This window comes from Streptomyces sp. NPDC006365, assembly GCF_042870755.1.
Taxonomy (GTDB): domain Bacteria; phylum Actinomycetota; class Actinomycetes; order Streptomycetales; family Streptomycetaceae; genus Streptomyces; species Streptomyces xiangluensis.
In genome coordinates this window covers 240447-263496 of the sequence record NZ_JBIAHS010000008.1, presented here as the reverse complement: position 1 = coordinate 263496, position 23050 = coordinate 240447, and the positions used below count along the sequence as shown (strand labels likewise).

The window sequence follows — 23050 nt, the reverse complement described above, 5'->3', positions numbered from 1 at the left end:
CAGAGGGTGCGACCGAGCTTGTGAAGGGGCGCACGAGCTACCCCCCTGGGACGGGTGGATACTCGATGGCATGAGCACCACGGAGCGTCCCAGGATCCTCGTAGTAGGCGGTGGGTACGTAGGCCTGTACGCAGCTCGGCGCATTCTGAAGAAGATGCGCTACGGCGAGGCGACCGTCACGGTCGTCGACCCCCGGTCGTACATGACCTACCAGCCCTTCCTCCCCGAAGCCGCCGCCGGCAGCATTTCGCCTCGGCATGTCGTCGTCCCCCTGCGACGCGTGCTGCCCAAGGCGGAAGTTCTGACCGGCCGGGTCACCACCATCGACCAGGACCGCAAGGTCGCCACGATCGCCCCCCTCGTGGGTGAGGCGTACGAGCTGCCTTTCGACTACCTCGTCATCGCGATGGGCGCGGTCTCCCGCACCTTCCCGATCCCCGGCCTCGCCGAGCAGGGCATCGGTATGAAGGGCATCGAGGAGGCCATCGGCCTGCGCAACCACGTGCTTGAGCAGCTCGACAAGGCGGACTCCACGACCGACGACGAGGTCCGCCGCAAGGCGCTCACCTTCGTCTTCGTCGGTGGCGGCTTCGCCGGTGCCGAGACCATCGGCGAGGTCGAGGACATGGCCCGCGACGCGGCCAAGTACTACACCAACGTGTCCCGAGAGGACATGCGGTTCATCCTCGTCGACGCCGCGGACAAGATCCTCCCCGAGGTCGGCCCGAAGCTCGGCGCGTACGGCAAGGAGCACCTGGAGTCCCGCGGGGTCGAGGTGTACCTGTCGACCTCCATGGACTCCTGCGTCGACGGCCACGTCGTGCTGAAGAACGGCCTCGAGGTCGACTCCAGCACGATCGTCTGGACTGCCGGCGTCAAGCCGAACCCCGTGCTCTCCCGCTTCGGTCTGCCGCTCGGCCCGCGCGGTCACGTCGACACCCAGGCGACCCTCCAGGTCCAGGGCACCGACTACATCTGGGCCGCCGGCGACAACGCCCAGGTGCCGGATGTCGCCGCCCGCAAGGCCGGCGTCGAGAACGCCTGGTGCCCGCCGAACGCCCAGCACGCGCTGCGTCAGGCGCGGGTCCTCGGCGACAACGTGATCTCCGGTATGCGGGGCTTCCCGCAGAAGGAGTACGCGCACGCCAACAAGGGTGCGGTGGCCGGTCTCGGCCTCCACAAGGGCGTCGCGATGATCGTCATGGGCAAGATGAAGATCAAGCTCAAGGGCCGGCTCGCCTGGTACATGCACCGCAGCTACCACGGCTTTGCGATGCCGACGTGGAACCGCAAGATCCGGGTCTTCGCCGACTGGACGCTTGCGGTGTTCCTCAAGCGCGAGGTCGTCTCGCTCGGCGCCATCGAGACGCCGCGCGAGGAGTTCTACGAGGCGGCCAAGCCGGCGCCCAAGGTGGCCCAGTCCGCCGAGGCCCAGCTCCCGCCGACCCGCGCCAAGTCGGAGGAGAAGGCCAAGGCCTCCTGACCTCCGGTCACTGCTCGACCCGAAGGGGCTCCTCGCCATCCGTGGTGCGGGGGGCTCCTTCGGCGTTTTCTCGCCCCCGCCGCCCATTTTGCGCAGATGTAACGCTTTTGCGGGACTGCGCTCCGGCCCCCGCAGTGTTTACGTGGTGTTGGACTTTCGGGATCCATCGTCACGGAGGTGTGCGCCATGCAGGACGCCGCACTGCGGCTCAAGACTCTCCTCGAACAGCTGCTGGGGGTCCCGCTCCCGGTGCGTCTGCGCGCCTGGGACGGTTCGGAAGCGGGTCCGCCTGGTGCCCCCGCCCTCGTCGTACGCAATCGCCGTGCGGTTCGCCGACTGCTGTGGAAGCCGGGGGAGCTGGGGCTCGCCCGGGCCTGGGTCGCCGGTGATCTGACCGTGGACGGTGACTTCTACACCGCCCTCGACCTGATGTCGGGGCTCGTCTGGGATCGCGGCGAGGACGCCAGAAGCCTGGGCGAGACGCTGCGGGATCCCGAGGCACGGGCCGCCGTGCGTGGGCTCGTGATGATGGCATGGCCCCCGCTGCCGCCCGCCCCGCCCCGCGAGGAGGTGCGCCGGCGCTCCCATCTGCACACCAAGCGCACCGACAGACGCGCCATCAGCCACCACTACGACGTCGGCAACGACTTCTACGAAATCGTCCTCGGGCCGTCCATGGTCTACTCGTGCGCGTACTGGCCCGCCCCGGACGCCACCCTCGAGGACGCCCAGCGCGACAAGCTTGAACTCATCGCCCGCAAGCTGGACTTGAAGCCGGGCGGGCGGCTGCTCGACGTCGGCTGCGGCTGGGGTTCGATGGCCGTCCACGCCGCCCGCGAGCACGACGTGAGCGTCGTCGGCGTCACGCTGTCGCACGAGCAGGCCGCGTACGCCCGCAAGCGCGTCGCCGACGAAGGGCTCACCGACCGCGTCGAGATCCGCGTCCAGGACTACCGAGACGTCGCCGACGGTCCGTACGACGCGATCTCCTCCGTCGGCATGGCCGAACACGTCGGCAGCGAACGGTACTTGGAGTACGCGCGAACCTTGTTCGCCCTGCTCAAGCCGGGCGGGCGGCTCCTGAACCACCAGATCGGCCGTCGTCCGCGGCGCGACGAATCGGCGTACGAGGTCGACGAGTTCATCGACGCGTACGTCTTCCCGGACGGCGAGCTCGCGCCCATCGGCAGCACCGTCACGCAACTCGAGCGCGCCGGCTTCGAGGTGCGCGACGTCGAATCGATCCGCGAGCACTACGCGCTCACCCTGCGCCACTGGGTCGCCAACCTGGAGGCCGGCTGGCCGCTCGCGGTCCGCCTCACCAGCCCCGGCCGCGCCCGCATCTGGCGCCTCTACATGGCCGCATCCGCTGTCGCCTTCGAACGCAACCGCATCGGTGTGAACCAGGTGCTGGCAGTGAAGACGCCGGAAGGGGGTCGCTCCGGGATGCCACTGCGGGCCCGCGAGTGGAGTGAGCGCGAGCGCCGTTGAACCGGACACAAGCGGAAGGGCCGGGCTCCCCCGTGATGGGGAAGCCCGGCCCTTCGGTGGGTCAGAGCGTGGTCACTCGGCCTTGATCGCGTTCAGCATGTTCAGCCTCGCGGCATTGCGGGCCGGCCACAGCGCGGCCAGTACGCCCACCAGACCGGCCAGCACCAGGAAGATCCCGATCCGGTCCCAGGGCAGGACCAGCGCGTAGCCCTGGATCTGGTCCGCGAAGGTCTCGCCGATCGCCCAGCCGAGGAACGAGCCGAGACCGATGCCGACCACCGCGCCGAACACCGAGATGACCACGGCCTCCAGCCGGACCATCCGCTTCACCCGGCGCCGGTCGAGACCGATCGCCCGCAGCATGCCGATCTCCTGCTGCCTTTCGAAGACCGACATCGCGAGGGTGTTGACGACGCCCAGCACCGCGATGATCAGGGCCATCGCCAGCAGGCCGTACATGATGTTCAGCAGTGTGTTGATGGCGCCGCCGAACTCGTTGCGGATGTCCTGCCGGTCCATGACCGTGATCGCGGGGTTGTCGCCCAGCGCGTCGATGAGGACCTTCTCGTTGGCCGAGGTCTGGCCGCCGTCGACCTTCACGAAGATCTGCCGGATGGACGGCTGCGCCTCGTGCGGGTTCACGACCTTCGTGTCGACGAGGACGGGCGAGAGGAACTCGCTGTCCTTGTAGACGGCGCCGACCGTCAGCGTGGCCTTCTTCTCGTCGCCGAAGGTGACGGGGACGGTGTCACCGGGCTTCCATCCCCTGCTCTTGGCCGTCTTCTCGGCGACCGCGATCTGGCCCTTGGCGAGTGAGTCGGCGTTGCCGCTGACGACGTCGACGTTGAGGACCCGCTCGATGTCGCCCGGCGTGACCGCCGAGGCGGACACGTAGTCCTCGTCCTCGTTGCCGACCTCGAAGTAGGCGTCCTGCTGCGGCGAGACCGCGGAGACACCCTTGGCCTTCTCCAGCGCCGTCAGTGCGGACTGGTCGAGGTCCCCGCCGTTCGCCATCGAGACCATGTAGTCGGCCTTGATGTTGTCCGTGGTCATCTTGTCGATGGCCGTGCCGACCGTGATGCCGAGCACCGACAGGCCGGTCACCAGCGTCAGTCCGATCGCCAGCGCCGATGCGGTGGCTCCGGTACGGCGCGGATTGCGGACCGCGTTCTGGCCGGCCAGCTTGCCGGACACCCCGAAGGGGCCGACGAGCAGCGGACGGACGAGCGCGATCACGGGCCGGGACAGCAGCGGGATCAAGATGATCACACCGATCAGCGCGAAGAACGCGCCCGCCCCGATGTACATCCGGCCGTCGTTGCCGCCGGACGAGGCACCCAGCACGATCCCGGCCGCGCCGAGGGCGGTGATGGCCGCACCGATGGAGTTGCGCAGCACCAGCGACTTGGTGGTGGCCACCGCGTGGACGCTGTTCATGGCCGCCACCGGAGGGATCTTCGCGGCCCGGCGGCCGGGCAGCCAGGCGGCGAACATCGTGATCAGCACACCGACGCCGATAGCGGCGATCATCGGCGTGGCGGACAGGATCAGCGGGCCGTCCGGAATCTTCATCTCGAACGCGGCCATTCCGGACCGGAGACCGACCGCCAGCCCGATGCCGAGGACGAAGCCGATCACCGAGGCGACCAGGCCCACCACCGCGGCCTCGGCGAGCACCGAGCGGGTGATCTGCTTGCGCGACGCACCGACGGCGCGCATCAGGGCGATCTCCTTCGTGCGCTGGGCGACCAGCATCGTGAAGGTGTTGGAGATCAGGAAGATCCCGACGAACAGCGCGATGCCCGCGAAGCCGAGCAGGACCTGCTTGAGGCTGCCCAGCCCCTGCTCGATCTCCTTGGCCTGCTCGTCCGCGAGTGCCTGGCCGGTCTGGGCCTCGGCGGACTTGGGCAGCAGCGGCTTGACCGCGTCCAGGATCCTCGCGTCGTCCGCGCCGGAGGCGGCGGTGACGGTGACGCTCTCGAAGTAGCCCGGCTTGAGGTACTGCTTCTGGGCGACCGCGGTGTCGAAGAGGACGAGGCTGCCGCCGGCGTTCACGGCACCGTCCTCGGTGGTGAACACGCCGCTGAGGGTGAACTCCTTCACCGGCCCGTTGGTCGCGACGCGCACTCGGTCGCCGACCTGGTACTCACCCTTGGCCGCGGACTCCTTGTCCAGGGCGATCTGATCGTCCTTCACCGGGCCCGAGCCATCGGTGAACGTGTAGGCGGTGTCCTTGCCGTCCTTGCCGGGGGCGAAGTTGGAGCCCTTGTTGGACCAGCCGACGCCGATCAGCTTTCCGTCGGGGTCGGCGACCCCGGCGAAGCCCTCGACGCGGCCGTACGCGCCGGCGACGCCGTCCACGGCGGAGATCTTGTCGAGGGTCTTGCGGGAGAGGCCGGGCTCTTCCTTTGCGTCGTCGGGGTCGGCGTACGAGGTGATGGCGACGGCGACGTTGTCGTAGCTCTTGGCCGACTGGTTGCGGAAGGCGTTGGAGAGGGTGTCGGCGAAGACCAGGGTGCCGGAGACGAACGCGACGCCGAGCATCACGGCGAGCACGGTCATCAGGAGCCGGGCCTTGTGCGCGAGTACGTTGCGCAGGGCGGTGCGGAACATCAGCTGGTGCGGCCCTTCGCGTCGAACTGCTTCATGAAGTCGAGCACGTTGTCCGCGGTCGGCCCGTACATCTCGTCGACGATCCGTCCGTCCGCGAGGAACACCACGCGGTCCGCGTACGCTGCGGCCACCGGGTCGTGGGTCACCATCACCACCGTCTGCCCCAACTCCCGTACGGAGTTGCGCAGAAAGCCCAGCACCTCGGCGCCCGCGCGCGAGTCGAGGTTTCCGGTCGGTTCGTCACCGAAGATGATGTCCGGCTTGGAGGCGAGCGCCCGCGCCACGGCGACGCGCTGCTGCTGGCCGCCGGAGAGCTGGGCGGGCCGGTGGGAGAGACGGTCGCCCAGGCCCACCATCCCGATCACCGAGTTCAGCCACTCCTTGTCGGCCTTGCGGCCCGCGATGTCCATCGGAAGGGTGATGTTCTCCAGGGCCGTCAACGTCGGCAGCAGATTGAAGGCCTGAAAGATGAACCCGATCTTGTCCCGCCGAAGCTTCGTCAGCTGCTTGTCCTTGAGGGAGCCGAGCTCGGTGTCACCGATCCGCACGGAGCCGGACGAGAACGTGTCCAGGCCCGCCACACAGTGCATCAGCGTGGACTTGCCGGACCCGGAAGGGCCCATGATCGCGGTGAACTCGGCCTGTCGGAAGTCAACAGAGACCCGGTCCAGGGCGACCACCTGGGTCTCGCCCTGTCCGTAGACCTTCGACAGATCCGAGGCGCGCGCGGCCACGGCGGTGGCGCGCCCGGCGATGGGAGTGGTGGTGGTCACGGGACAGTGCTCCTGTCAGTACGACGACGAGTGGGGAACGTGACTTCCATCGTCGTGGCCCATCACCGCCGTGTAGTCACCCCCTGTTCTGGTTCCGAAGGGCGACTTCGGTCGGACCGTTCGGATCTGAGTCATACCTGGGGATGACACGTACCCCTGACAGGGTCATCGGTGACGGTTCGTCGGACGACCCTCGTTCGGGCGGTGAATTCACGTCATTCCGCATGTGCCGCGACGGCTCTGTGGAAGGGCTCGTGGCAAGTGCCGATGGCCCGTACGGTGGTCTGATGCACCCTCAGACGTCAATAAAATAAGACAACATCGGGCCGCCCGTCCGCTGTTCGGGGGATGCGCCCCGATAGGCTCGGAAGCTCAAAATGCGGAGCCCATGGCCTGCCCGGATGGTGGAATGCAGACACGGCGAGCTTAAACCTCGCTGCCCCTACGCGGGCGTGCCGGTTCAAGTCCGGCTCCGGGCACCACCGACCCTCCCGAGGGCCCGCGACTTCCCTGCATCGTGCATTGAAGACTTCACACCGCGCACCCGTTGACAGCGGGCCTATGTCATCGGAGACTCACGCTGGAACGTTAGTGAAGTAAATTTCACCATGCGAACAATACACTCAGACTACACCACCGCACCAACAGCGCGAAGGGGCGTGCCGATGCGTACCACCGTCGGGATCATCGGGGCCGGACCGGCCGGACTTCTGCTGGCGCGGCTGCTGCACAACGCGGGGATCGACTCGGTCGTCCTGGAGAGCCGCGACCGCGCGTACGTCGAGCATCGGCAGCGGGCCGGAATCCTGGAGCAGGGCACGGTCGACGTGCTGCGCGCGGCCGGCGCCGGCGAGCGCATGGACCGCGAGGGGCTGCGGCACGACGGGATCGAGCTGCGCTTCGCGAAGAGGCGCCACCGTGTCGACTTCCCCGGGCTCACCGGCGGCCGGTCGGTGATGGTGTACGCGCAGACCGAGGTCTGCAAGGACCTCATCGCTCTCCAGCTCAAGGAGGGCGGCCCGCTGCTCTTCGAGGCGGAGGCGCTGGCCGTGGAGGGCGCGGACAGTGAAAGCCCGCGCGTGCGCTTCAGGCACGGAGGGCGCGAGGACGTCCTGGAGTGCGACTACGTCGTCGGCTGCGACGGCTTCTGGGGTGTGGCCCGCAAGGCGATCCCCGAGGAGCTCACACAGGTCTTCGAGCGGACGTACCCCTTCAGCTGGCTCGGCATCCTCGCCGACGTCCCGCCCTCGCACGACGAACTCGTCTACGCCCACCACGACCGCGGCTTCGCCCTGCTGAGCATGCGTTCCCCGCAGGTCTCCCGCCTCTACCTCCAGGTGCCCGAGGGCACGGACGCCGAGGAATGGACCGACAGGGCGATCTGGGACGAGCTGGAGCGCCGCTTCGAGACGGCCGACGACTGGAAGCTGGAAAGGGGCCCGATCACGCAGAAGTCCGTGACGCCGATGCGCTCTTACGTCCACGAGCCCATGCGCCACGGACGGCTCTTCCTCGCCGGGGACGCCGCCCATATCGTGCCGCCAACCGGAGCAAAGGGCCTGAACCTCGCCGTCGGCGACGTCGTCACCTTCGCGCGGGCGCTCGTCCATCTCGAGGAGACCGGGTCGGCCGAGCGCCTCGACGCGTACTCCGAGACCTGTCTGCGCCGCGTCTGGCAGGCCGAGCGCTTCTCGTACGCGATGACGACCCTGCTGCACCGCACGCCCGACGCGACCCCCTTCGAGGACCGCATCCAGCTCGCCCGCCTCGACCGGATCACCGTCGCCCGCTCGGCCGAACAGGACCTCGCCGAGTGCTACACGGGCTTTCCGCTGGAGTGAACCGCAGGGAGCACCACGATCGGGGGAACCGGAAGAGCTCGTACCTGTGTTGTAACGGTGCCGGGAATGCTGGATTGAACACTGGCGTTCCCGGTCACAACAGAGGAAAGATCCTCCCCAAGCACTAGAGGCATTCCTTTGCCTACCCATTACTCTTGAGCCAGAGCCACGCAGGGTGGCCATGGAGGAGTGAAATGAGGAGCAGCAACCCGGTCTTCTCGCGACGGGGGTTCAGCCGCGACAACGGCTACGCGGGCTTCAACGCCCAGCCGCAGGCCGGGGGCCCCGCTGTCGGCACGCAGGGGAACCCGTACGCACAGGGCTCCCCGTACGCCCCACAGGGCGGCAACCCGTACGCGCAGAATCCTTACGCACAGACCCCGTACGCCCCGCAGGACGTCCAGCACGGAGCCCCGCCACAGGCCCCGCCCGCCGCCGACCGCATGACGATGGACGACGTGGTCGCCCGTTCGGCCATGACGCTCGGCACGGTCGTCGTCGGCGCGGTGCTCGCCTGGGCCGTGCTGCCGGTCTCGCCGAGCAGCTGGGGCCTGGCCATCGGCGCCGCGCTCATCGCGATGGTCCTGGCTCTGGTCCAGGTGTTCAAGCGCAAGGCCTCGCCCGCGCTGATCCTGTCGTACGCCGCCTTCGAGGGCGTCTTCCTCGGCGTGATCAGTGAGATGTTCAACAGCCGCTGGTCGGGCGCGCCCTTCCAGGCGGTGCTCGGCACCATGGCGATCGCCGGCGCCACCCTGCTCGTCTACCGAGCGGGCTGGATCCGTGTCACCGCCAGGTACGCGCGCATCGGCATGACCATCGCCATCGGCTTCGTGCTCATCATGGCGGTCAACCTGCTGCTCGTGGTGTTCGGCATCGCGCCGGACGGCGGGCTGCGGAGCATGGGTGCACTCGGTGCCATTGTCGGCATCCTGGCGCTCGTCCTGGGCGCGTTCTTCCTGACGCTGGACTTCAAGCAGATCGAGGACGGCGTCGCGTACGGCGCTCCGCGCCAGGAGTCCTGGCTGGCCGCGTTCGGCCTGACCATGACCCTCGTGTGGATCTACATCGAGATGCTGCGCCTGGTCGCCATCTTCAGCGGCGACGACTAGCAGGGCCGTGCTGTCCGGACCACCACCGGGCGGTAGCGGCCGAAGGGCCCGTGAACCTCCGGTTCACGGGCCCTTCGTCGTTGTTCTCCCTGGTGCGCGCCTCAGAGCAGTTTGCGCGCGGCCCTCCTCAGGTCGTACTCGTGAATGATCGCTTTGGCGTGGCCGTACGCGAGGTCGTGCTCGGCACGCAGCCAGCTGACCTTCTCCTCGAAGCGGAAGAGAGCGGGGCCTTCGTCGACGGTGCGCAGCCAGTCGGACACTTCACGACCGGTGCAATGGGGGATGCGGGCGAGCATGTTGCGGTGGGTCTCCTCGGAGAAGACTTGGGACATCGGCGCCTCCGGACGCATGGGATGTAAGCCGGTCCTTCAAGTCACGGTGCCTGAGCGTTGGCTTGTTGGCAACAGTCCGGTTAAGGCGCGTAGTCTCGCGGCGTGCTCGATGCGACCCCCCTCACCCATGCCGTGGACCATTTCGCCGACCGGCTGCGGGCCGCTCCGCAGAGCCGGCTCCAGAGAGGCGCGGCGGCCGAAGCGCTGGGCCTGGCCAGGGAGTTGGCACTGCGAGCCCAGCTGCTCGAGGACGCTCAGGGGCCGGCGCGGGAGATGCCCGACGCGGGGATGTTCGCCGCGGCCGACCAGGTCATGGTCGCCGGACACGATCTGGCCGTCGTACTGAGAACCGAGGGTGAGCTCGCGGAGGCGATGCGGCTCGTCGAGGAGGCGCAGAAACGCGCCGGGGTGTAGCTCGTCCGCTCCCGGCGCGTGTGGGTCTCGCGGGGCTCAGGGGCCCTTACAGCGACGCTATGACCCGGTCCGCCAGGATGTAGACGTTCTCCCCGCCGCAGGCGAAGGTCAGGGCGTACGCGCCCGAGATGCCCGAGCCGCCGAGGAGGACCGGGGTCTCGCCCTCCTGGAGGGCGGCGGCCAGCTGCTCGGCGGTCTGGCGGTGGCCCGGGGTCATGCAGAGCGTGGTGCCGTCGGCGAAGACGTAGACGTCGAGCGTGCCCAGCGGGCCGGGGCGCACGTCGGTCAGTTCCGTACGGGACTCCGCCAGGTCCTCCAGGCAGGCGACCGTACGCTCGTGATCGTTCACGACCGGCGACTGGACCGGTACGAAGTCGGGGTGCGAGGGGTGGCGGCGGCGGGCCGCGGCCAGCTCGGGGGAGTCCGCGGCGAGCTCCTCGGCGTCGGCGCCGGGTTCCGTCACCGATTCCAGGTGGTCCAGGCCCGCGAAGTCCGACTGCCGGGGCAGGAACAGTTCGCTGTCCGGCAGGCCGAGCAGCGTGGGCGCGTCAGAGGCGTCACGCGCCTCCTGGGCGGCCCAGAACGCCCGCGCCTCGGCAAGCTCCCGCTCCCGCTCCTCCGCGAGCGCCTCGGCGACGGCAGCGCGTATCTCGTCCGTGTCGGCGGCCGAGCGGGCAGCGGGCACCACGGCACGCGGGTCCGCCGCACGGCTCGCGGTGAGCTCCGTGTGCAGGGACGCGAGCTCCCGGCGCAGCCTGAGCACGGCGCGCAGGGTGGCGACGCCCACCGCCAGGGCGGCGGCCGCGGTGAGCAGTAGGGCAAGAGGGATGGCGCTCACTGACGTACTCCCGGTTTCAAAGTCGACCCCCGACTTCCTACATCAGCTTGAAGGGCGGACTATCCACCTGTCAGTGCGTAACGTCACGAAAAGGACAGGGCATTCAGCCCGGAGTTCCCCAGAGGAACGGCTCTGACCTGCGTGAATCTTTTCCCAAGGGGAGATAGGTCACATCCTGGGGGAGATTGGATCACAAAACGGCCCAGAGCCCCGGGGGTTGCTGGGTTCTGGGCCGCTTCGGTCACGCCGGGTTCATCTGCTGTTACCCGTACGGCTTCAGCTGAGGCGCTCGATGACCATCGCCATGCCCTGGCCGCCGCCGACGCACATCGTCTCCAGACCGAACTGCTTGTCGTGGAACTGAAGGGAATTGATGAGCGTGGCGGTGATACGGGCGCCGGTCATGCCGAAGGGGTGGCCGACCGCGATCGCGCCGCCGTTGACGTTCAGCTTGTCGAGCGGGATGTTCAGGTCGCGGTAGCTCGGGATCACCTGTGCGGCGAAGGCCTCGTTGATCTCGACCAGGTCGATGTCGTCGATGGTCAGCCCGGCACGGACGAGCGCCTGCTTGCTGGCCTCCACCGGGCCGTACCCCATGATCTCCGGGGAGAGGCCCGTCACACCCGTGGAGACGATGCGGGCGAGCGGGGTCAGGCCCAGCTCACGGGCCTTGGTGTCGCTCATGATGACCAGGGCGGCGGCGCCGTCGTTCAGCGGGCAGCAGTTGCCCGCGGTGACGAGCCCGTCCGGGCGGAAGACCGGCTTCAGGCCCTGGACGCCCTCCATCGTGACGCCTGCGCGGGGGCCGTCGTCCTTGCTGACGACCGTGCCGTCCGGGGTGGTGACCGGTGTGATCTCGCGCTCCCAGAAGCCGTTCTTGATGGCTTCCTCGGCGAGGTTCTGCGAACGGACGCCGAACTCGTCCATGTCCTGGCGGGTGACGCCCTTCAGCCGGGCCAGGTTCTCGGCGGTCTGGCCCATCGCGATGTACGGGTCGGGGAGGAGGCTGTCCTCCCGCGGGTCGTGCCAGTCGGCGCCCTCGCTCTGCGCGACTTCGGCGGTACGGGCCTCGGCGTCGGCGAAGAGGGGATTGTGCGTGTCGGGCATCCCGTCGCTCGAGCCCTTCACGCTCCGGCTGACCATCTCCACGCCTGCCGAGATGAACACGTCGCCCTCGCCCGCCTTGATGGCGTGCAGGGCCATGCGGCTGGTCTGCAGCGAGGAGGAACAGTAACGGGTGATGGTGCAGCCCGGGAGGTGGTCCATGCCCATCTGTACGGCGACGATGCGGCCCAGGTTGTGGCCCTGCTCGCCGCCGGGGAGGCCGCAGCCGAGCATCAGGTCGTCGATGTCCTTCGGGTCCAGCGCCGGCACCTTGGACAGTGCGGCCTCGATGATCGTGGCGGTCAGGTCGTCCGGGCGCAGGTCCTTCAGCGAGCCCTTGAAGGCGCGGCCGATCGGTGAGCGGGCGGCTGAGACGATCACGGCTTCGGGCATTACGGCTCCATTGGCGTATCGCGTACGAGTGTGACTTGGCAGGGCTGTGAGGGAAGTTACCCGCACGTACCGTCAAGGTCACGGGGATTGCTGTGTGACTCCGGCCGCTTTTTACTAAGCGCTCGCTTGGGCGAGCCCTCGGGTGCCGGTGGGTGGGGGCCGGCGCGGGAGGGGTTCGTTTCCCCGAGCCCGCTCCTACCCGAAACTGGGGCTGCCGCCCCAGGCCCCAGCGGGTGAGGGTGACAGGTCGCATGTCGGCCGCGGGCCGTCGTGGCTTGTCGCGCAGTTCCCCGCGCCCCTGAGGGAGCGTTCCGGAGCCGCCGGCCACCATGCTCACCGGCCATGATGTGTCCGCACCCGCACCCGCACCCGCACCCGACAACGAGCCCCCTCAACCCCCGGAGGGAGCCGGAGCCGGGTCCGTAGCCGGAACACGGCGACGGCGACGGCGCTTCAAGAGGGCCCAGGGGCCGCGCGGACCCGTGGGTACGGCCGCCGCGACCTCCGTACCGGCCTCGGAGGCCGCTTCCGCGGCGGCGCGGGCCACCGGCAGGAAGCCCTCGCGACGGGACGCGTCCGGGCGCTCCTCCTCCGCCGGCCACAACCCCAGCGCGGCGCACACCGTGGGGAGTACCGCCATCGCGGCCGTCGCGTAACCCTCGGCGGAGGGGTGGTAGTTGTCGGGACCGAACAACTCCCGGGGATTGGCCGCGAACTCCGGACCCAACAGGTCCCCCAGAGACACCGTCCGCCCGCCCTGCTCCACAGCGCCGATCGTCTGCGCCGCAGCCAGTTGCCGGGAGGCCCGCCGAGCCAGCCACCGCAGCGGCTGCTGCACCGGCTCGATGGTGCCGAGATCGGGACACGTGCCGACCACGACCTCGGCACCGGCCGTACGGAGACGACGGACCGCCGCCGACAGGTGGCGGACCGAGCGCGTCGCAGGCATACGCTGCGTGACATCGTTCGCGCCGACCATGATCACGCATACGTCGGGGACCCGATCCGGGTCCCCGAGAGCCAGGATCACCTGGCGGTCCAGGTCGTCCGACTGGGCGCCCGGCAACGCCACGTTCCGCAACTCCACAGGCCGCTCGGCCACCGCGGCGAGCCCCGAGGCAAGCAACGCACCCGGCGTCTGGCGAGCCCGGTGCACACCCTGCCCCGCAGCCGTGGAATCACCGAGCATGGTCAGCCGCAAGGGGGCATCGACACCGGCGTACACAAGCCCGTACAGTCCGTCCGCGCTGGGCGGATACGGACTGTGGCCGTTCCCCACCTGCCGCTTCGCCAACTGCACCTCGGCCAGCACGAGGCCGATCGTCGCCACGCCCAGCAGCCCGATCCCACCGCCGCCATACGCCGCGCCCGCCGCGATCCGCCGTGCCACCCTCGCCCTCGACAAACTCGACATGCGAAGCCGCCACCTCCTTCAAACCCGTACACACAGTGCTTGCCCCGCCGAGACTGCCGGCCAATCTCAACACAGCGTGAACGCCCGGTACGGGGCTTAGGCTGACGGAAACCACCCCGACCATTTCTTTTCAGCTCCGGAGACAACGGTGCAATTCCACGACTCGATGATCAGTCTCGTCGGCAACACCCCGCTGGTGAGGCTCAACAGCGTGACCGCCGGCATCCAGGCGACCGTCCTCGCGAAGGTCGAGTACTTCAACCCCGGCGGCTCCGTGAAGGACCGCATCGCCCTACGCATGATCGAGGCCGCGGAGGAGAGCGGAGCCCTGAAACCCGGGGGCACGATCGTCGAGCCGACCAGCGGCAACACGGGCGTCGGGCTCGCCATCGTGGCTCAGCAGAAGGGGTACAAGTGCATCTTCGTGTGCCCCGACAAGGTGTCCACCGACAAGATCAATGTGCTGCGCGCGTACGGCGCCGAGGTCGTCGTATGCCCGACCGCCGTGGACCCCGAGCACCCGGACTCGTACTACAACGTCTCCGACCGGCTGGTGCGGGAGACCCCCGGAGCCTGGAAGCCCGACCAGTACTCCAACCCGAACAACCCCCTCTCGCACTACCACTCCACCGGCCCCGAGCTGTGGGAGCAGACGGAGGGGCGGATCACGCACTTCGTCACCGGGGTCGGGACGGGCGGCACCATCTCCGGTACGGGGCGGTATCTGAAGGACGCGAGTGACGGAAGGGTCCAGGTCATCGGCGCCGACCCGGAGGGGTCCGTGTACTCCGGCGGATCCGGGCGGCCGTACCTCGTGGAGGGCGTCGGCGAGGACTTCTGGCCCACCGCCTACGACCGGACCGTCGCGGACGAGATCGTCGCCGTCTCCGACAAGGACTCCTTCCAGATGACGCGACGGCTCGCGAAGGAAGAGGGGTTGCTCGTCGGCGGGTCCTGCGGGATGGCCGTCGTGGCGGCGCTGAAGGTGGCCTCGCGGCTCGGGCCGGACGATGTGGTGGTCGTGCTGCTGCCGGACAGTGGGCGCGGGTACCTCAGCAAGATCTTCAATGATGAATGGATGGCCGACTACGGCTTCCTGGAGGACAGCGGGCCGAGCGCGCGTGTCGGCGATGTGCTCAGCGACAAGGCGGGCAGGTCCATCCCCTCCCTCGTCCATATGCACCCGGACGAGACGGTCGGGGAGGCGATCGAGGTGCTGCGCGAGTACGGCGTCTCGCAGATGCCGGTCGTCAAGCCGGGCGCCGGTCACCCGGACGTGATGGCTGCCGAGGTCGTCGGCTCGGTCGTCGAGCGGGAGCTGCTGGGCGCCCTGTTCAGCAAGGCGGCCTCCCTCGAAGATCCGCTGGAGAAGCACATGTCGGCGCCGCTGCCGCAGGTCGGCTCCGGTGAGCCGGTGGCCGACCTGATGTCCGTACTCGGGGCGGCCGACGCGGCCATCGTGCTGGTCGAGGGCAAGCCGACCGGTGTCGTCAGCCGCCAGGACCTGTTGTCCTTCCTGGCGAAGAGCAACCTGCAGTAGGAATTCCGGTGAACTGTGCGTGCCGGAGGGGAACTTCCGGCACGCGCGACCCGTGCGGAACTTCGCGGAAGTGGTACGAGCGCGTCACGTCCGCGCAGCACCGGCTTAACACGGGTCCGGCACTGTTGTGGATGTCGGCAAGGGCGGGAGCGGCTCCCCGCTCGAGCCGACGCCGAACGGCGCCAAGGACCTCCGGAGCGGCTCCCGGACCTCCATGGACGCCACGGACGCGTAAGCCCGGCCCTGACCCGGCCCGCGTCCTTCGCGGGGACCGCCGTCGTCCCGCCCCCCGTTCACGGGGGTGCGGCGGTCCCCGCGAATAGCCCCTCTTTGCGGCTAGACCGCCGCCGCTCTCGCGGACCTGGTTGCGCTCCCCTTGCTGCGGCTAAACCGCCGCCACTCTCGCGGACCTGGTTGCTCGCTGCTGGGGTTCCTCAATTGATGGTTGCGGTTGTCGTCGTTTGAAGACGGGGACGGGGCTTACTCCTCCCAGTCCGAGTCCGACTTCTTCTTGCCGCGGCCGAACAGCGGCGTGTGGCGGGCGACCTGGACCACGTTGACCCCCACGATGCCCGTCCAGGCGATGAGGAGGCCGGGCAGGTCCGCGACGCCCCCGCCGATCGCGGACAGGGGGATCGCGAGGACCAGCGAGACGATTCCGAAGCCGAAGCGCTCGCCCCAGGAATCGTTGGCCTGCGGGGAACGTGAGCCCCGGGCCACCACCATCTGCTGTTCCGCGACCTGTCGTCGTACCCGGCGCTCGATCGCGCCGTCCATGCGCTGCTCGATCTTCTCCAGGAAGGAGTCGACCAGCGCCGAGTCGTACTCGTCGCCCAGTTCCCTGCGTGCGTGCAGGGTGGCGTCGAGTTCCTTTTTGAGTTCGGCGTCGCGGGCATCCATACCGGTCATGTGCTTACCGTAAGGAGCCTTGACCGGCTTGGCACTGGGGTTAGCCCCCCTGTCTGCGCTGGGCCGTGCCCCCGGCTGCTATTTCGTCAGGCCCTTCTTCTCGGCGTAGGCGTTGGCCACGTCCTCGGGGTCTTTCTTGTCCTTGTCGACCTGACGGTTGAGCTCGGTGAGATCCGCGGTGGTGAGGACGTTGCCGAGTTCGGCGAGGGCCTTGCGGACGGTCGAGTCGGCCCTGCGGTCGGCGATCAGGGGGACCACGTGCTGGCCGGGGATCAGGTTTTTGGGGTCGGTGAGGACGACCCACTGGTTCTCCTGGATGTCGGTGTCGGTGGTGAAGAGGTTCGCCACGTCCACGTCGCCCTTCTTGAGGGCGCCCTTCACCAACGGCCCAGAGGAATCAAGGGACTTGAACTCCTTGAACTCGACGCCGTACACCTCCTCCAGGCCCACCACGCCGACCTCGCGCTTCTTCACCTCGGGCGCGGCGCCGATGACGAGCTTGCCGTTCTGCTTCTTCAGGTCGGCGAGAGAGGCGAGGCCGTACTTTTCGGCGGTCTCCCGCGTGACGGCGAACGCGTCGGAGTCCTCGGCCGTGCCGTACGGCAGCACCTGGAGCCCGGCGGGCAGGGCCATCGCGAGGGCGTTCTGCATCTCGCCCTCCTCGGTGGCCTGCGACTTGGGGTCGACGTAGTGGAGGAGCGCGCCCTGGTACTCGGGGAGCAGGTCGATGTCGCCGCCCTTGATGGCGGGGATGAGGATCTCGCGGGTGCCGAGATTGGGGCGGACGGTCGTCTCGACGCCCGCGGCGTCGAGTACGGCTGCGTAGAGGTACCCGAGGACCTGGTTCTCGGTGAAGTTGGCGGTGCCGATGGTGATGCCGCTCTTGCTGGATCCGCCACCGCTGCCGGCGCCGCCCTCGCCGTCGAGCGAGGTGATGCCGCTGCTGCAGGCGGACAGGACGGGGACGGAGACGGCTGCTCCTGCGAGCGCGCCGAGGAGGGTACGACGATTCATGGGAGGCATTGCGAGGCTCCTAGGCCGGGCGTATGGGGGTCCCCCCGCTCGAGCGAAGCCGAGAGTGGGGGAGGGAGAGGGCGCGCTGGAGCGCGGAGAGGGCGAGGTCCAGGGCGACGGCGACCACGGCGACCAGCACCGCGCCGCCGAGCACCTGAACGAGGTCGCGTTGGGCGAGCCCGTCGAACACGTAGCGGCCCAGGCCGCCGAAGGAGACGTACGCGGCGATCGTGGCCGTCGCCACCACCTGGATCAGTGCGAGGCGCAGGCCCGTCATGATCAAGGGGAGCGCGAGGGGCAGTTCGACCTGGAACAGGACCTGGTGCCAGCGCATGCCCTGGCCGCGCGCGGCGTCCTTCACGTCCGGGTCGACGGCGTTCATGCCCGCGTACGTGTTCGTCACGATCGCCGGGACGGCGAGGGCGACCAGCGCGACGTACACCGGCCACATCGACAAACCGCTCGCGAGGAAGACCAACACGACCAGGCCGACGGTCGGGAGCGCGCGGCCGAAGGACGCGAGGTTGATCGCGAGGAACGCGCCGCGTCCGGTGTGCCCGATGAGCAGGCCCAGCGGGAGAGCGATCGCGGCTGCCACCAGGGTGGCGAGGAGCGAGTACTGGAGGTGTTCGGCGAGGCGGTGTCCGATGCCGTCGGGGCCGGACCACTGCTCGCCGCTGACCAGCCACCAGCCGAGGTTCTTGAAGAGTTCGTACATGGGCTCAGGCCGCCTTTTGCTTCCGGTGGGTCCATGGCGTGAGTACGTACTGGAGGGCGACCAGCAGTGCGTCCGCGACCAGCGCCAGCAGCAGGGTCAGGACCACGCCGACGATCACCGGCGTGGGGAAGTTGCGCTGGAAGCCGTCGGTGAAGAGCTGGCCGAGGCCGCCGTCGCCGATATAGGTCGCCACGGAGACGAGCGAGATCGACATGACCGTCGCGATGCGGACGCCCGCCATGATCACCGGTAGCGCGAGGGGGAGTTCGACGGTGACAAGCGTGCGGAAGGGGCGGGTGCCCATGGCCTTCGCGGCCTCTTTGGTCCTCGCCGGTACCGAGTCGAGGCCCTCGACCGTGTTCCTGAGCAGGACGACGAGGGTGTAGATCGTCAGGCCGATGACCGTGGTGGTACGGGTGAGCCCGCTCACCGGCAGCAGGAGCACGAAGACCGCGATCGACGGAATCGTGAACAGGACGTTGGAGAGGCCGAGGAGGAGACCGCGCAGGGGACGGATCCGGTGGGCGACCACGGCCAGGGGGAGGGAGATCAGCACCCCGAAGAAGACGGCGGAGAGGGCGGCCTGGAGGTGGGAGAGGGTGAGGGTGGTGAGGTCGTCGGTGTGGTCGCCTATCCACGACCAGTCGATGGTCATATGGCGGCGCCCGCTGTGCTGTGGGTGCTGTGTGCCTCGCCCGCGTGCTCGTGGATCTCCTCGCGGGAGGTGACGCCGGTGAGGGCGCCGTCCGCGTCGACACGCGCCACGAAACCGGTCGGGGAGGCGATGGACTCGTTGAGCGCGGCAAGCAGGGAGTCGGTGTCCCTGAGGGGGCGTACGGGGAGTTCCGCGTCCTGAGTGCGCCAGTGCTGGGGCTTGCGGGCATCGTCGAGAACGAGCTCCCAGGTACCGCCCTCGGGCGCCGCCGCCTGCGGTACGTCCGCGAGCGTCGTCAGCGACAGAAGCTTCAGCCCTCGCTCGGCACCCAGGAAGTCCGCGACGAACTCGTCCGCCGGGCGCGCCAGCAGCTCCGCTGGTGCCGCGCACTGGACGAGGTGGCCGCCGGTGCGGAAGATCGCGATGCGGTCGCCGAGCCGGACCGCCTCGTCGACGTCGTGCGTGACGAAGACGATCGTCTTGCTCAACTCCTTCTGGAGCCGGAGCAGTTCGTCCTGGAGCTGGGTGCGGACGACCGGGTCGACCGCACCGAACGGCTCGTCCATCAGGAGGACGGGCGGGTCGGCGGCGAGCGCGCGGGCGACGCCGACGCGCTGCTGCTGGCCGCCGGAGAGCTGGTGCGGGTAGCGCTTCCCGGCCTCGGCCGTCAGGCCGACCGTCTCCAGGAGCTCCGCGGCCCGCGCCCGCGCCTTTCTGCGGCCCCAGCCGAGGAGCAGCGGCACCGTCGCGATGTTGTCGAGCACCGTGCGGTGCGGGAAGAGGCCCGACTGCTGGATGACGTAACCGATGGCGCGGCGCAGCTGAGCGGCGTCCTGTTCCAGCACGTCACGGCCGCCGACGCGGATGGTCCCGGAGGTCGGCTCGACCATTCGGTTGACCATCCGCAGGGTGGTCGTCTTGCCGCAACCTGAAGAGCCCACGAGGACGGTCACGCCGCCTTCGGGCATCTCCAGGGAGAGGTCGTGAACCGCCGTGGTTCCGTTCGGGAAGCGCTTGTGGACCGCATCGAACTGGATCATGAGGTGTCCCTTGCCCGGCGTGCATATCGTCATGCAGAGTTCTTGGTGTCTGAATAGGTTGTCAACGCCCTGGAGTAAAACGCGGGTTACGGATGACCGCCAGGCAAGATCAGATGTCCGAGTTTGGGAGGAGTTCGCACGTGATGTCGTCTCGGATCGTGGACGTGCCAGGTGCCACCGCCCCGGACTCCGGGGCCCTCACGCCCGGTCTGGTCGTCCTCGACGGGTACGGCACCGGCGTCGCGGACATCGTGCGCCTCGCTGACGGAGCCGCCCGGCCCGTCCCCGGCACAGAGGCGATGAAGCGTGTCGAGGAGTCCTGGGACGCGGCCCGGCGGATCGCCGCGACCGGGCGCGTGTACGGCCGCTCAACCGGAGTCGGCGCCAACCGGAACGAGGACGTGCCGACCGAGGCGGCCGCCGGCCACGGTCTGCGGCTGCTGCGCAGCCACGCCGGGGCGATCGGCGCGGAGCTGCCCGCGCGGCAGGTACGGGCGATGCTGGCCGTACGGGCGAACCAGCTGCTCGCGGGCGGCGCGGGCCTGCGGCCCACCATCGTCACGGCACTGTGCGAGGCGCTGGAGACCGGGGCGTATCCGGTCGTGAACGAGTTCGGCTCGGTGGGCACCGGGGACATCGCGGCCCTCGCCCAGGTGGGGCTTGCGCTCGCGGGAGAGCACCCTTGGCGGGAGGCGGAGCCCGGGTGGCGTACGCCGGGAGCGGGCGGGCCGGGGGCGGGTGCGCCCGAGGCGCAGCCCCTCGACAACAACGACGCGCTCGCCCTGATCAGCAGCAACGCCCTCACCCTCGGCCAATCCGCGCTCGCCCTGCACGAGCTCCGCGGGCTGATCGGGGCCACGCAGGTCGTCGCCGCGCTGTCCCTGCTGGCGGTGGACGGCTCGCACGAGGCGTACGCGGCGCCCGTGCACGCCGCACGCCGGCATCGCGGGACGGCCGAAGTGGCGCGCCGTATGCGGGAGTTGATCGGTGCCGCCGACCACCCGACACCGCCGCTCGGGCGCCTTCAGGACCCGTACGGATTCCGCTGCCTGCCCCAGATCCACGGCCCCGCGCTCGACGCCGCCGACGCCCTCGAAGAGGTGCTCACGGTCGAGATCAACGCCGCCGCCGAGAACCCGCTGATCAGCGCCGAGGACATGGCCGCCTACCACCACGGCGGCTTCTACCAGGCCGGACTCGCCCTGGCCCTCGACCACTTCAGGCTCTCCCTCACCCAGGTCGCGCGACTGTCGACGTCCCGCCTTTCGACCTTGAACGAACCCGCCTACACCCGGCTGCGTCCCTTCCTCGCCGACCACGAGGCCGCGTCCTCCGGCGTGATGATCCTGGAGTACGCCGCCGGGGCCGCCCTCGGTGATCTGCGGGCCTTCTCCGCGCCCGCCTCGCTCGGCCACGCTGTACTCTCCCGGGGCGTCGAGGAGCAGGCGAGCTTCGCCTCGCTCGCCGCACGTCAGACGTTGCGCGTCTGCGACGCGTACCGTCTCGTCGTCGGCTGCGAACTCGTCGCCGCCGTACGGGCCCTGCGTCAGCGTGAGCTGCGGCCGGACCCGGAGCTGCCCGTGGGCCGGGCGCTGGAACTCGCCGAGTCGGTGCTCGACGCGGACCAGACCGACCGGCCGCTCACGGACGATGTGACGGCGGCAGCCGTACTGCTCGACCGGTTCACGGACATCTGGAGGGGGAGCACGGCATGAGCGTGGACAGGGATACGGGCACGATGACGGGCGTGGACGGAGACGCGGGCGTGGACAGGGACATGACGGTGACGGACAGTTCTGCCGCACGCCTGCAGGCCCTCTTCGAGGGGCACCGCCTGACGCCGACACAGCGGCGTATCGCGCACAGCATGGTGCGGCGGGCGGCCGACGTGCCCTTCCTGTCGAGCGTCGAACTCGCGGAACTCGCCGGTGTCAGCCAGCCCTCCGTCACCCGCTTCGCCGTCGCGCTCGGCTTCGACGGCTACCCGGCACTGCGCAAGCACCTGCGGGAGGTCGCGCCCACAGGGCCGGTCCCGGACACCGCCTCGTACAACGAGTACCAGCAGGCCGTCGAGGCCGAGATCGAGAACCTGCGGCATCTGGCCTCCGTACTGGCCGATCCGCGGCCGGTGGAGCGGGCGGGGCGGCTGCTCGCGGCGTCGCGTCCGCTGCCGGTGCTCGGGCTGCGGGCGGCGGCCTCCCAGGCGTACGGCTTCGCGTACTTCGCGGCCAAGGTCCATCCGGACGTCCGGCTGCTGCACGAGGGCGGCACGATGGTCCACGACCGGATCGACTCGGCGGTACGGGCCGGGGCCACGGCTCTGCTGTGCTTCGCGCTGCCGCGCCATCCGCGCGAGGTCGTGGACACCCTGGCGTATGCGAAGGGGGCCGGGCTGACCGTGGTGACCGTCGCGGACTCGGCGTTCGCGCCGGTGGCGAAGGAGTCGGATCTGCTGCTGCCCGCCGCGGTCGGTACGGGACTCGCCTTCGACACGGCCTGTGCGCCGATGCTGCTCGGGCGGGTGCTGCTGGAGGCCATGTGCGACGACCTTCCGGACGCGCAGGCGCGGCTGGAGGAGTTCGACGGGCGGGCGGCTGCGCGGGGCTTGTTCGTTGAGTAGTCGGCTTGTTAAGACTCGTCTCACCTTCGGTCGCTAACCTGCGCGGCCGACAGGCTTCAGAAGCTTCGGAGGCTTTCGGAGGTTTCAGACCTTCGGACGAGGCTGCGGACGAGGAGGCGGGAAGGTGACGCGCGGAGGTCAGGGACTGGCTCGGGTGGCCGTCGTCGTACGGGCCGGCGCCGTGCCGCTGTGGTGGCTGGGCGTGTTCGCGGCGGGCATCGGCGTGCTGGTGCCGGGTGTGACCGGGCGCCGCATCGGCGTGATCGCGGGGGCGGCACTGTTCCTCGTCACGGCGGCCGTGGTGACGCTGCTGCGCAGGAAGCGGTACGTCGCCCTGGCCGGCGGTGCCGCCCGTGCGGGCAAGCACGATGTCCTCCAGGACCGTGCCGTGACCGCGCGCAACTGGCGCCGGGGGCATCGCTGGTGGCTGCTCCTCGCCTTCCTGGCCGCGCTGGGCAGCGCGTTCGCGGTGCCCGCGGCCGGGGGCATGCTGCTCGCCGGGGTGGGGGTCGGGCTGCGGCTGAAGGCCGCATGGCTGGGCGGCCTCGAGCGCGGCTCCGAGGAGTTGTTGTGGGTCCGCGTCGACTGGCTGAGCCGTCGGGCGGGTGCCCCGGCGGGCAAGCGGATCAAGGCCTACCGGACCACGGGTATCGCGGCGGGCGACGCCGCGCCCGGTGGGGCGCGGCGTCGGGGTGGAGTCCTGGTGTAGCGGGGCGGCTGCCGCTGGGTGGCCGCCCGCCCCGGCCTTC

At 69.5% G+C, this 23050-nt stretch carries 20 protein-coding genes and 1 tRNA gene; 10 read left to right on the top strand and 11 right to left on the bottom strand.

Features of this window, described 5'->3' with window-relative positions:
* Positions 1–70: 70 nt before the first annotated feature.
* Both ACFYO0_RS23420 and ACFYO0_RS23415 read left to right on the top strand, forming a co-directional pair.
* The gene (locus ACFYO0_RS23420; protein WP_388679116.1) at positions 71–1483 is read left to right on the top strand and encodes an NAD(P)/FAD-dependent oxidoreductase; all 1413 of its coding nucleotides are present in this window, start codon (positions 71–73) and stop codon (positions 1481–1483) included.
* A gap of 186 nt (positions 1484–1669) precedes the next feature.
* A complete protein-coding gene (locus ACFYO0_RS23415) occupies positions 1670–2974 on the top strand; it encodes a class I SAM-dependent methyltransferase (RefSeq protein ID WP_388679114.1) in 1305 nt (434 codons plus the stop codon).
* A 72-nt stretch (positions 2975–3046) separates the two neighbouring features.
* Here the strand turns inward: ACFYO0_RS23415 and ACFYO0_RS23410 are convergent, their stop codons facing one another.
* Both ACFYO0_RS23410 and ACFYO0_RS23405 read right to left on the bottom strand, forming a co-directional pair.
* Positions 3047–5587, bottom strand: a complete 2541-nt coding sequence (locus ACFYO0_RS23410) for an ABC transporter permease (protein ID WP_388679112.1) — start codon at positions 5585–5587, stop codon at positions 3047–3049.
* The gene (locus ACFYO0_RS23405) at positions 5587–6360 is read right to left on the bottom strand and encodes an ABC transporter ATP-binding protein (RefSeq protein WP_388679109.1); all 774 of its coding nucleotides are present in this window, start codon (positions 6358–6360) and stop codon (positions 5587–5589) included. The genes ACFYO0_RS23410 and ACFYO0_RS23405 overlap by 1 nt, the downstream gene beginning before the upstream one ends.
* 395 nt (positions 6361–6755) lie before the next feature.
* Here ACFYO0_RS23405 and ACFYO0_RS23400 point away from each other — a divergent pair.
* The 3 genes from ACFYO0_RS23400 to ACFYO0_RS23390 all read left to right on the top strand — a co-directional run bounded on the left by ACFYO0_RS23400 (position 6756) and on the right by ACFYO0_RS23390 (position 9310).
* Positions 6756–6842, top strand: a tRNA-Leu gene (locus tag ACFYO0_RS23400).
* 183 nt (positions 6843–7025) lie between these two features.
* Positions 7026–8201 (top strand): 4-hydroxybenzoate 3-monooxygenase, encoded by a 1176-nt coding sequence (locus ACFYO0_RS23395; RefSeq protein WP_388679106.1) that lies wholly within the window; start codon positions 7026–7028, stop codon positions 8199–8201.
* A 194-nt stretch (positions 8202–8395) separates the two neighbouring features.
* Complete coding sequence (locus ACFYO0_RS23390; protein ID WP_388679103.1) at positions 8396–9310, top strand: Bax inhibitor-1/YccA family protein; 915 nt, start codon at positions 8396–8398, stop codon at positions 9308–9310.
* 101 nt (positions 9311–9411) lie between these two features.
* Here ACFYO0_RS23390 and ACFYO0_RS23385 read toward each other — a convergent pair whose 3' ends face one another.
* A complete protein-coding gene (locus tag ACFYO0_RS23385) occupies positions 9412–9642 on the bottom strand; it encodes a DUF4287 domain-containing protein (RefSeq protein ID WP_165342835.1) in 231 nt (76 codons plus the stop codon).
* 102 nt (positions 9643–9744) lie between these two features.
* On the opposite strand from ACFYO0_RS23385, the gene ACFYO0_RS23380 reads away from it, so the two are divergent.
* Complete coding sequence (locus ACFYO0_RS23380; RefSeq protein ID WP_388679100.1) at positions 9745–10056, top strand: hypothetical protein; 312 nt, start codon at positions 9745–9747, stop codon at positions 10054–10056.
* Between the two features lie 46 nt (positions 10057–10102).
* Here the strand turns inward: ACFYO0_RS23380 and ACFYO0_RS23375 are convergent, their stop codons facing one another.
* From ACFYO0_RS23375 to ACFYO0_RS23365, 3 genes are all read right to left on the bottom strand, one after another.
* The gene (locus ACFYO0_RS23375; RefSeq protein ID WP_388679486.1) at positions 10103–10885 is read right to left on the bottom strand and encodes a hypothetical protein; all 783 of its coding nucleotides are present in this window, start codon (positions 10883–10885) and stop codon (positions 10103–10105) included.
* 285 nt (positions 10886–11170) lie between these two features.
* Positions 11171–12391, bottom strand: coding sequence for an acetyl-CoA C-acetyltransferase (locus tag ACFYO0_RS23370; RefSeq protein WP_388679097.1), 1221 nt, complete (start codon positions 12389–12391; stop codon positions 11171–11173).
* A gap of 391 nt (positions 12392–12782) precedes the next feature.
* Positions 12783–13805, bottom strand: a complete 1023-nt coding sequence (locus tag ACFYO0_RS23365; protein ID WP_388679095.1) for an SGNH/GDSL hydrolase family protein — start codon at positions 13803–13805, stop codon at positions 12783–12785.
* Between the two features lie 148 nt (positions 13806–13953).
* Here ACFYO0_RS23365 and ACFYO0_RS23360 point away from each other — a divergent pair, with 148 nt between their 5' ends.
* Complete coding sequence (locus tag ACFYO0_RS23360) at positions 13954–15345, top strand: cystathionine beta-synthase (RefSeq protein ID WP_388679092.1); 1392 nt, start codon at positions 13954–13956, stop codon at positions 15343–15345.
* 480 nt (positions 15346–15825) lie between these two features.
* Here ACFYO0_RS23360 and ACFYO0_RS23355 read toward each other — a convergent pair whose 3' ends face one another.
* The 5 genes from ACFYO0_RS23355 to ACFYO0_RS23335 all read right to left on the bottom strand — a co-directional run bounded on the left by ACFYO0_RS23355 (position 15826) and on the right by ACFYO0_RS23335 (position 19681).
* On the bottom strand, positions 15826–16254 hold the full coding sequence (locus ACFYO0_RS23355; protein WP_388679090.1) for a hypothetical protein: 429 nt from the start codon (positions 16252–16254) through the stop codon (positions 15826–15828).
* 78 nt (positions 16255–16332) lie between these two features.
* Entirely contained in the window at positions 16333–17268 is a 936-nt protein-coding gene (locus tag ACFYO0_RS23350) for an ABC transporter substrate-binding protein (RefSeq protein WP_388679087.1), read from the bottom strand.
* A gap of 19 nt (positions 17269–17287) precedes the next feature.
* Entirely contained in the window at positions 17288–17986 is a 699-nt protein-coding gene (locus ACFYO0_RS23345) for an ABC transporter permease (protein ID WP_388679085.1), read from the bottom strand.
* A gap of 4 nt (positions 17987–17990) precedes the next feature.
* Positions 17991–18641 carry an ABC transporter permease gene (locus tag ACFYO0_RS23340; RefSeq protein WP_388679082.1) on the bottom strand — a complete coding sequence of 217 codons (651 nt, stop codon included), beginning with the start codon at positions 18639–18641 and terminating at the stop codon, positions 17991–17993.
* The gene (locus tag ACFYO0_RS23335; protein ID WP_388679079.1) at positions 18638–19681 is read right to left on the bottom strand and encodes an ABC transporter ATP-binding protein; all 1044 of its coding nucleotides are present in this window, start codon (positions 19679–19681) and stop codon (positions 18638–18640) included. Before ACFYO0_RS23335 ends, ACFYO0_RS23340 begins: the two co-directional genes overlap by 4 nt.
* 143 nt (positions 19682–19824) lie before the next feature.
* Between ACFYO0_RS23335 and ACFYO0_RS23330 the strand changes: the two genes are divergently transcribed.
* The 3 genes from ACFYO0_RS23330 to ACFYO0_RS23320 all read left to right on the top strand — a co-directional run bounded on the left by ACFYO0_RS23330 (position 19825) and on the right by ACFYO0_RS23320 (position 23010).
* A complete protein-coding gene (locus tag ACFYO0_RS23330) occupies positions 19825–21396 on the top strand; it encodes an aromatic amino acid ammonia-lyase (RefSeq protein ID WP_388679076.1) in 1572 nt (523 codons plus the stop codon).
* Between the two features lie 23 nt (positions 21397–21419).
* Positions 21420–22301, top strand: coding sequence for a MurR/RpiR family transcriptional regulator (locus ACFYO0_RS23325; protein ID WP_388679483.1), 882 nt, complete (start codon positions 21420–21422; stop codon positions 22299–22301).
* Between the two features lie 124 nt (positions 22302–22425).
* The gene (locus ACFYO0_RS23320; RefSeq protein ID WP_388679073.1) at positions 22426–23010 is read left to right on the top strand and encodes a hypothetical protein; all 585 of its coding nucleotides are present in this window, start codon (positions 22426–22428) and stop codon (positions 23008–23010) included.
* Positions 23011–23050: the final 40 nt, after the last annotated feature.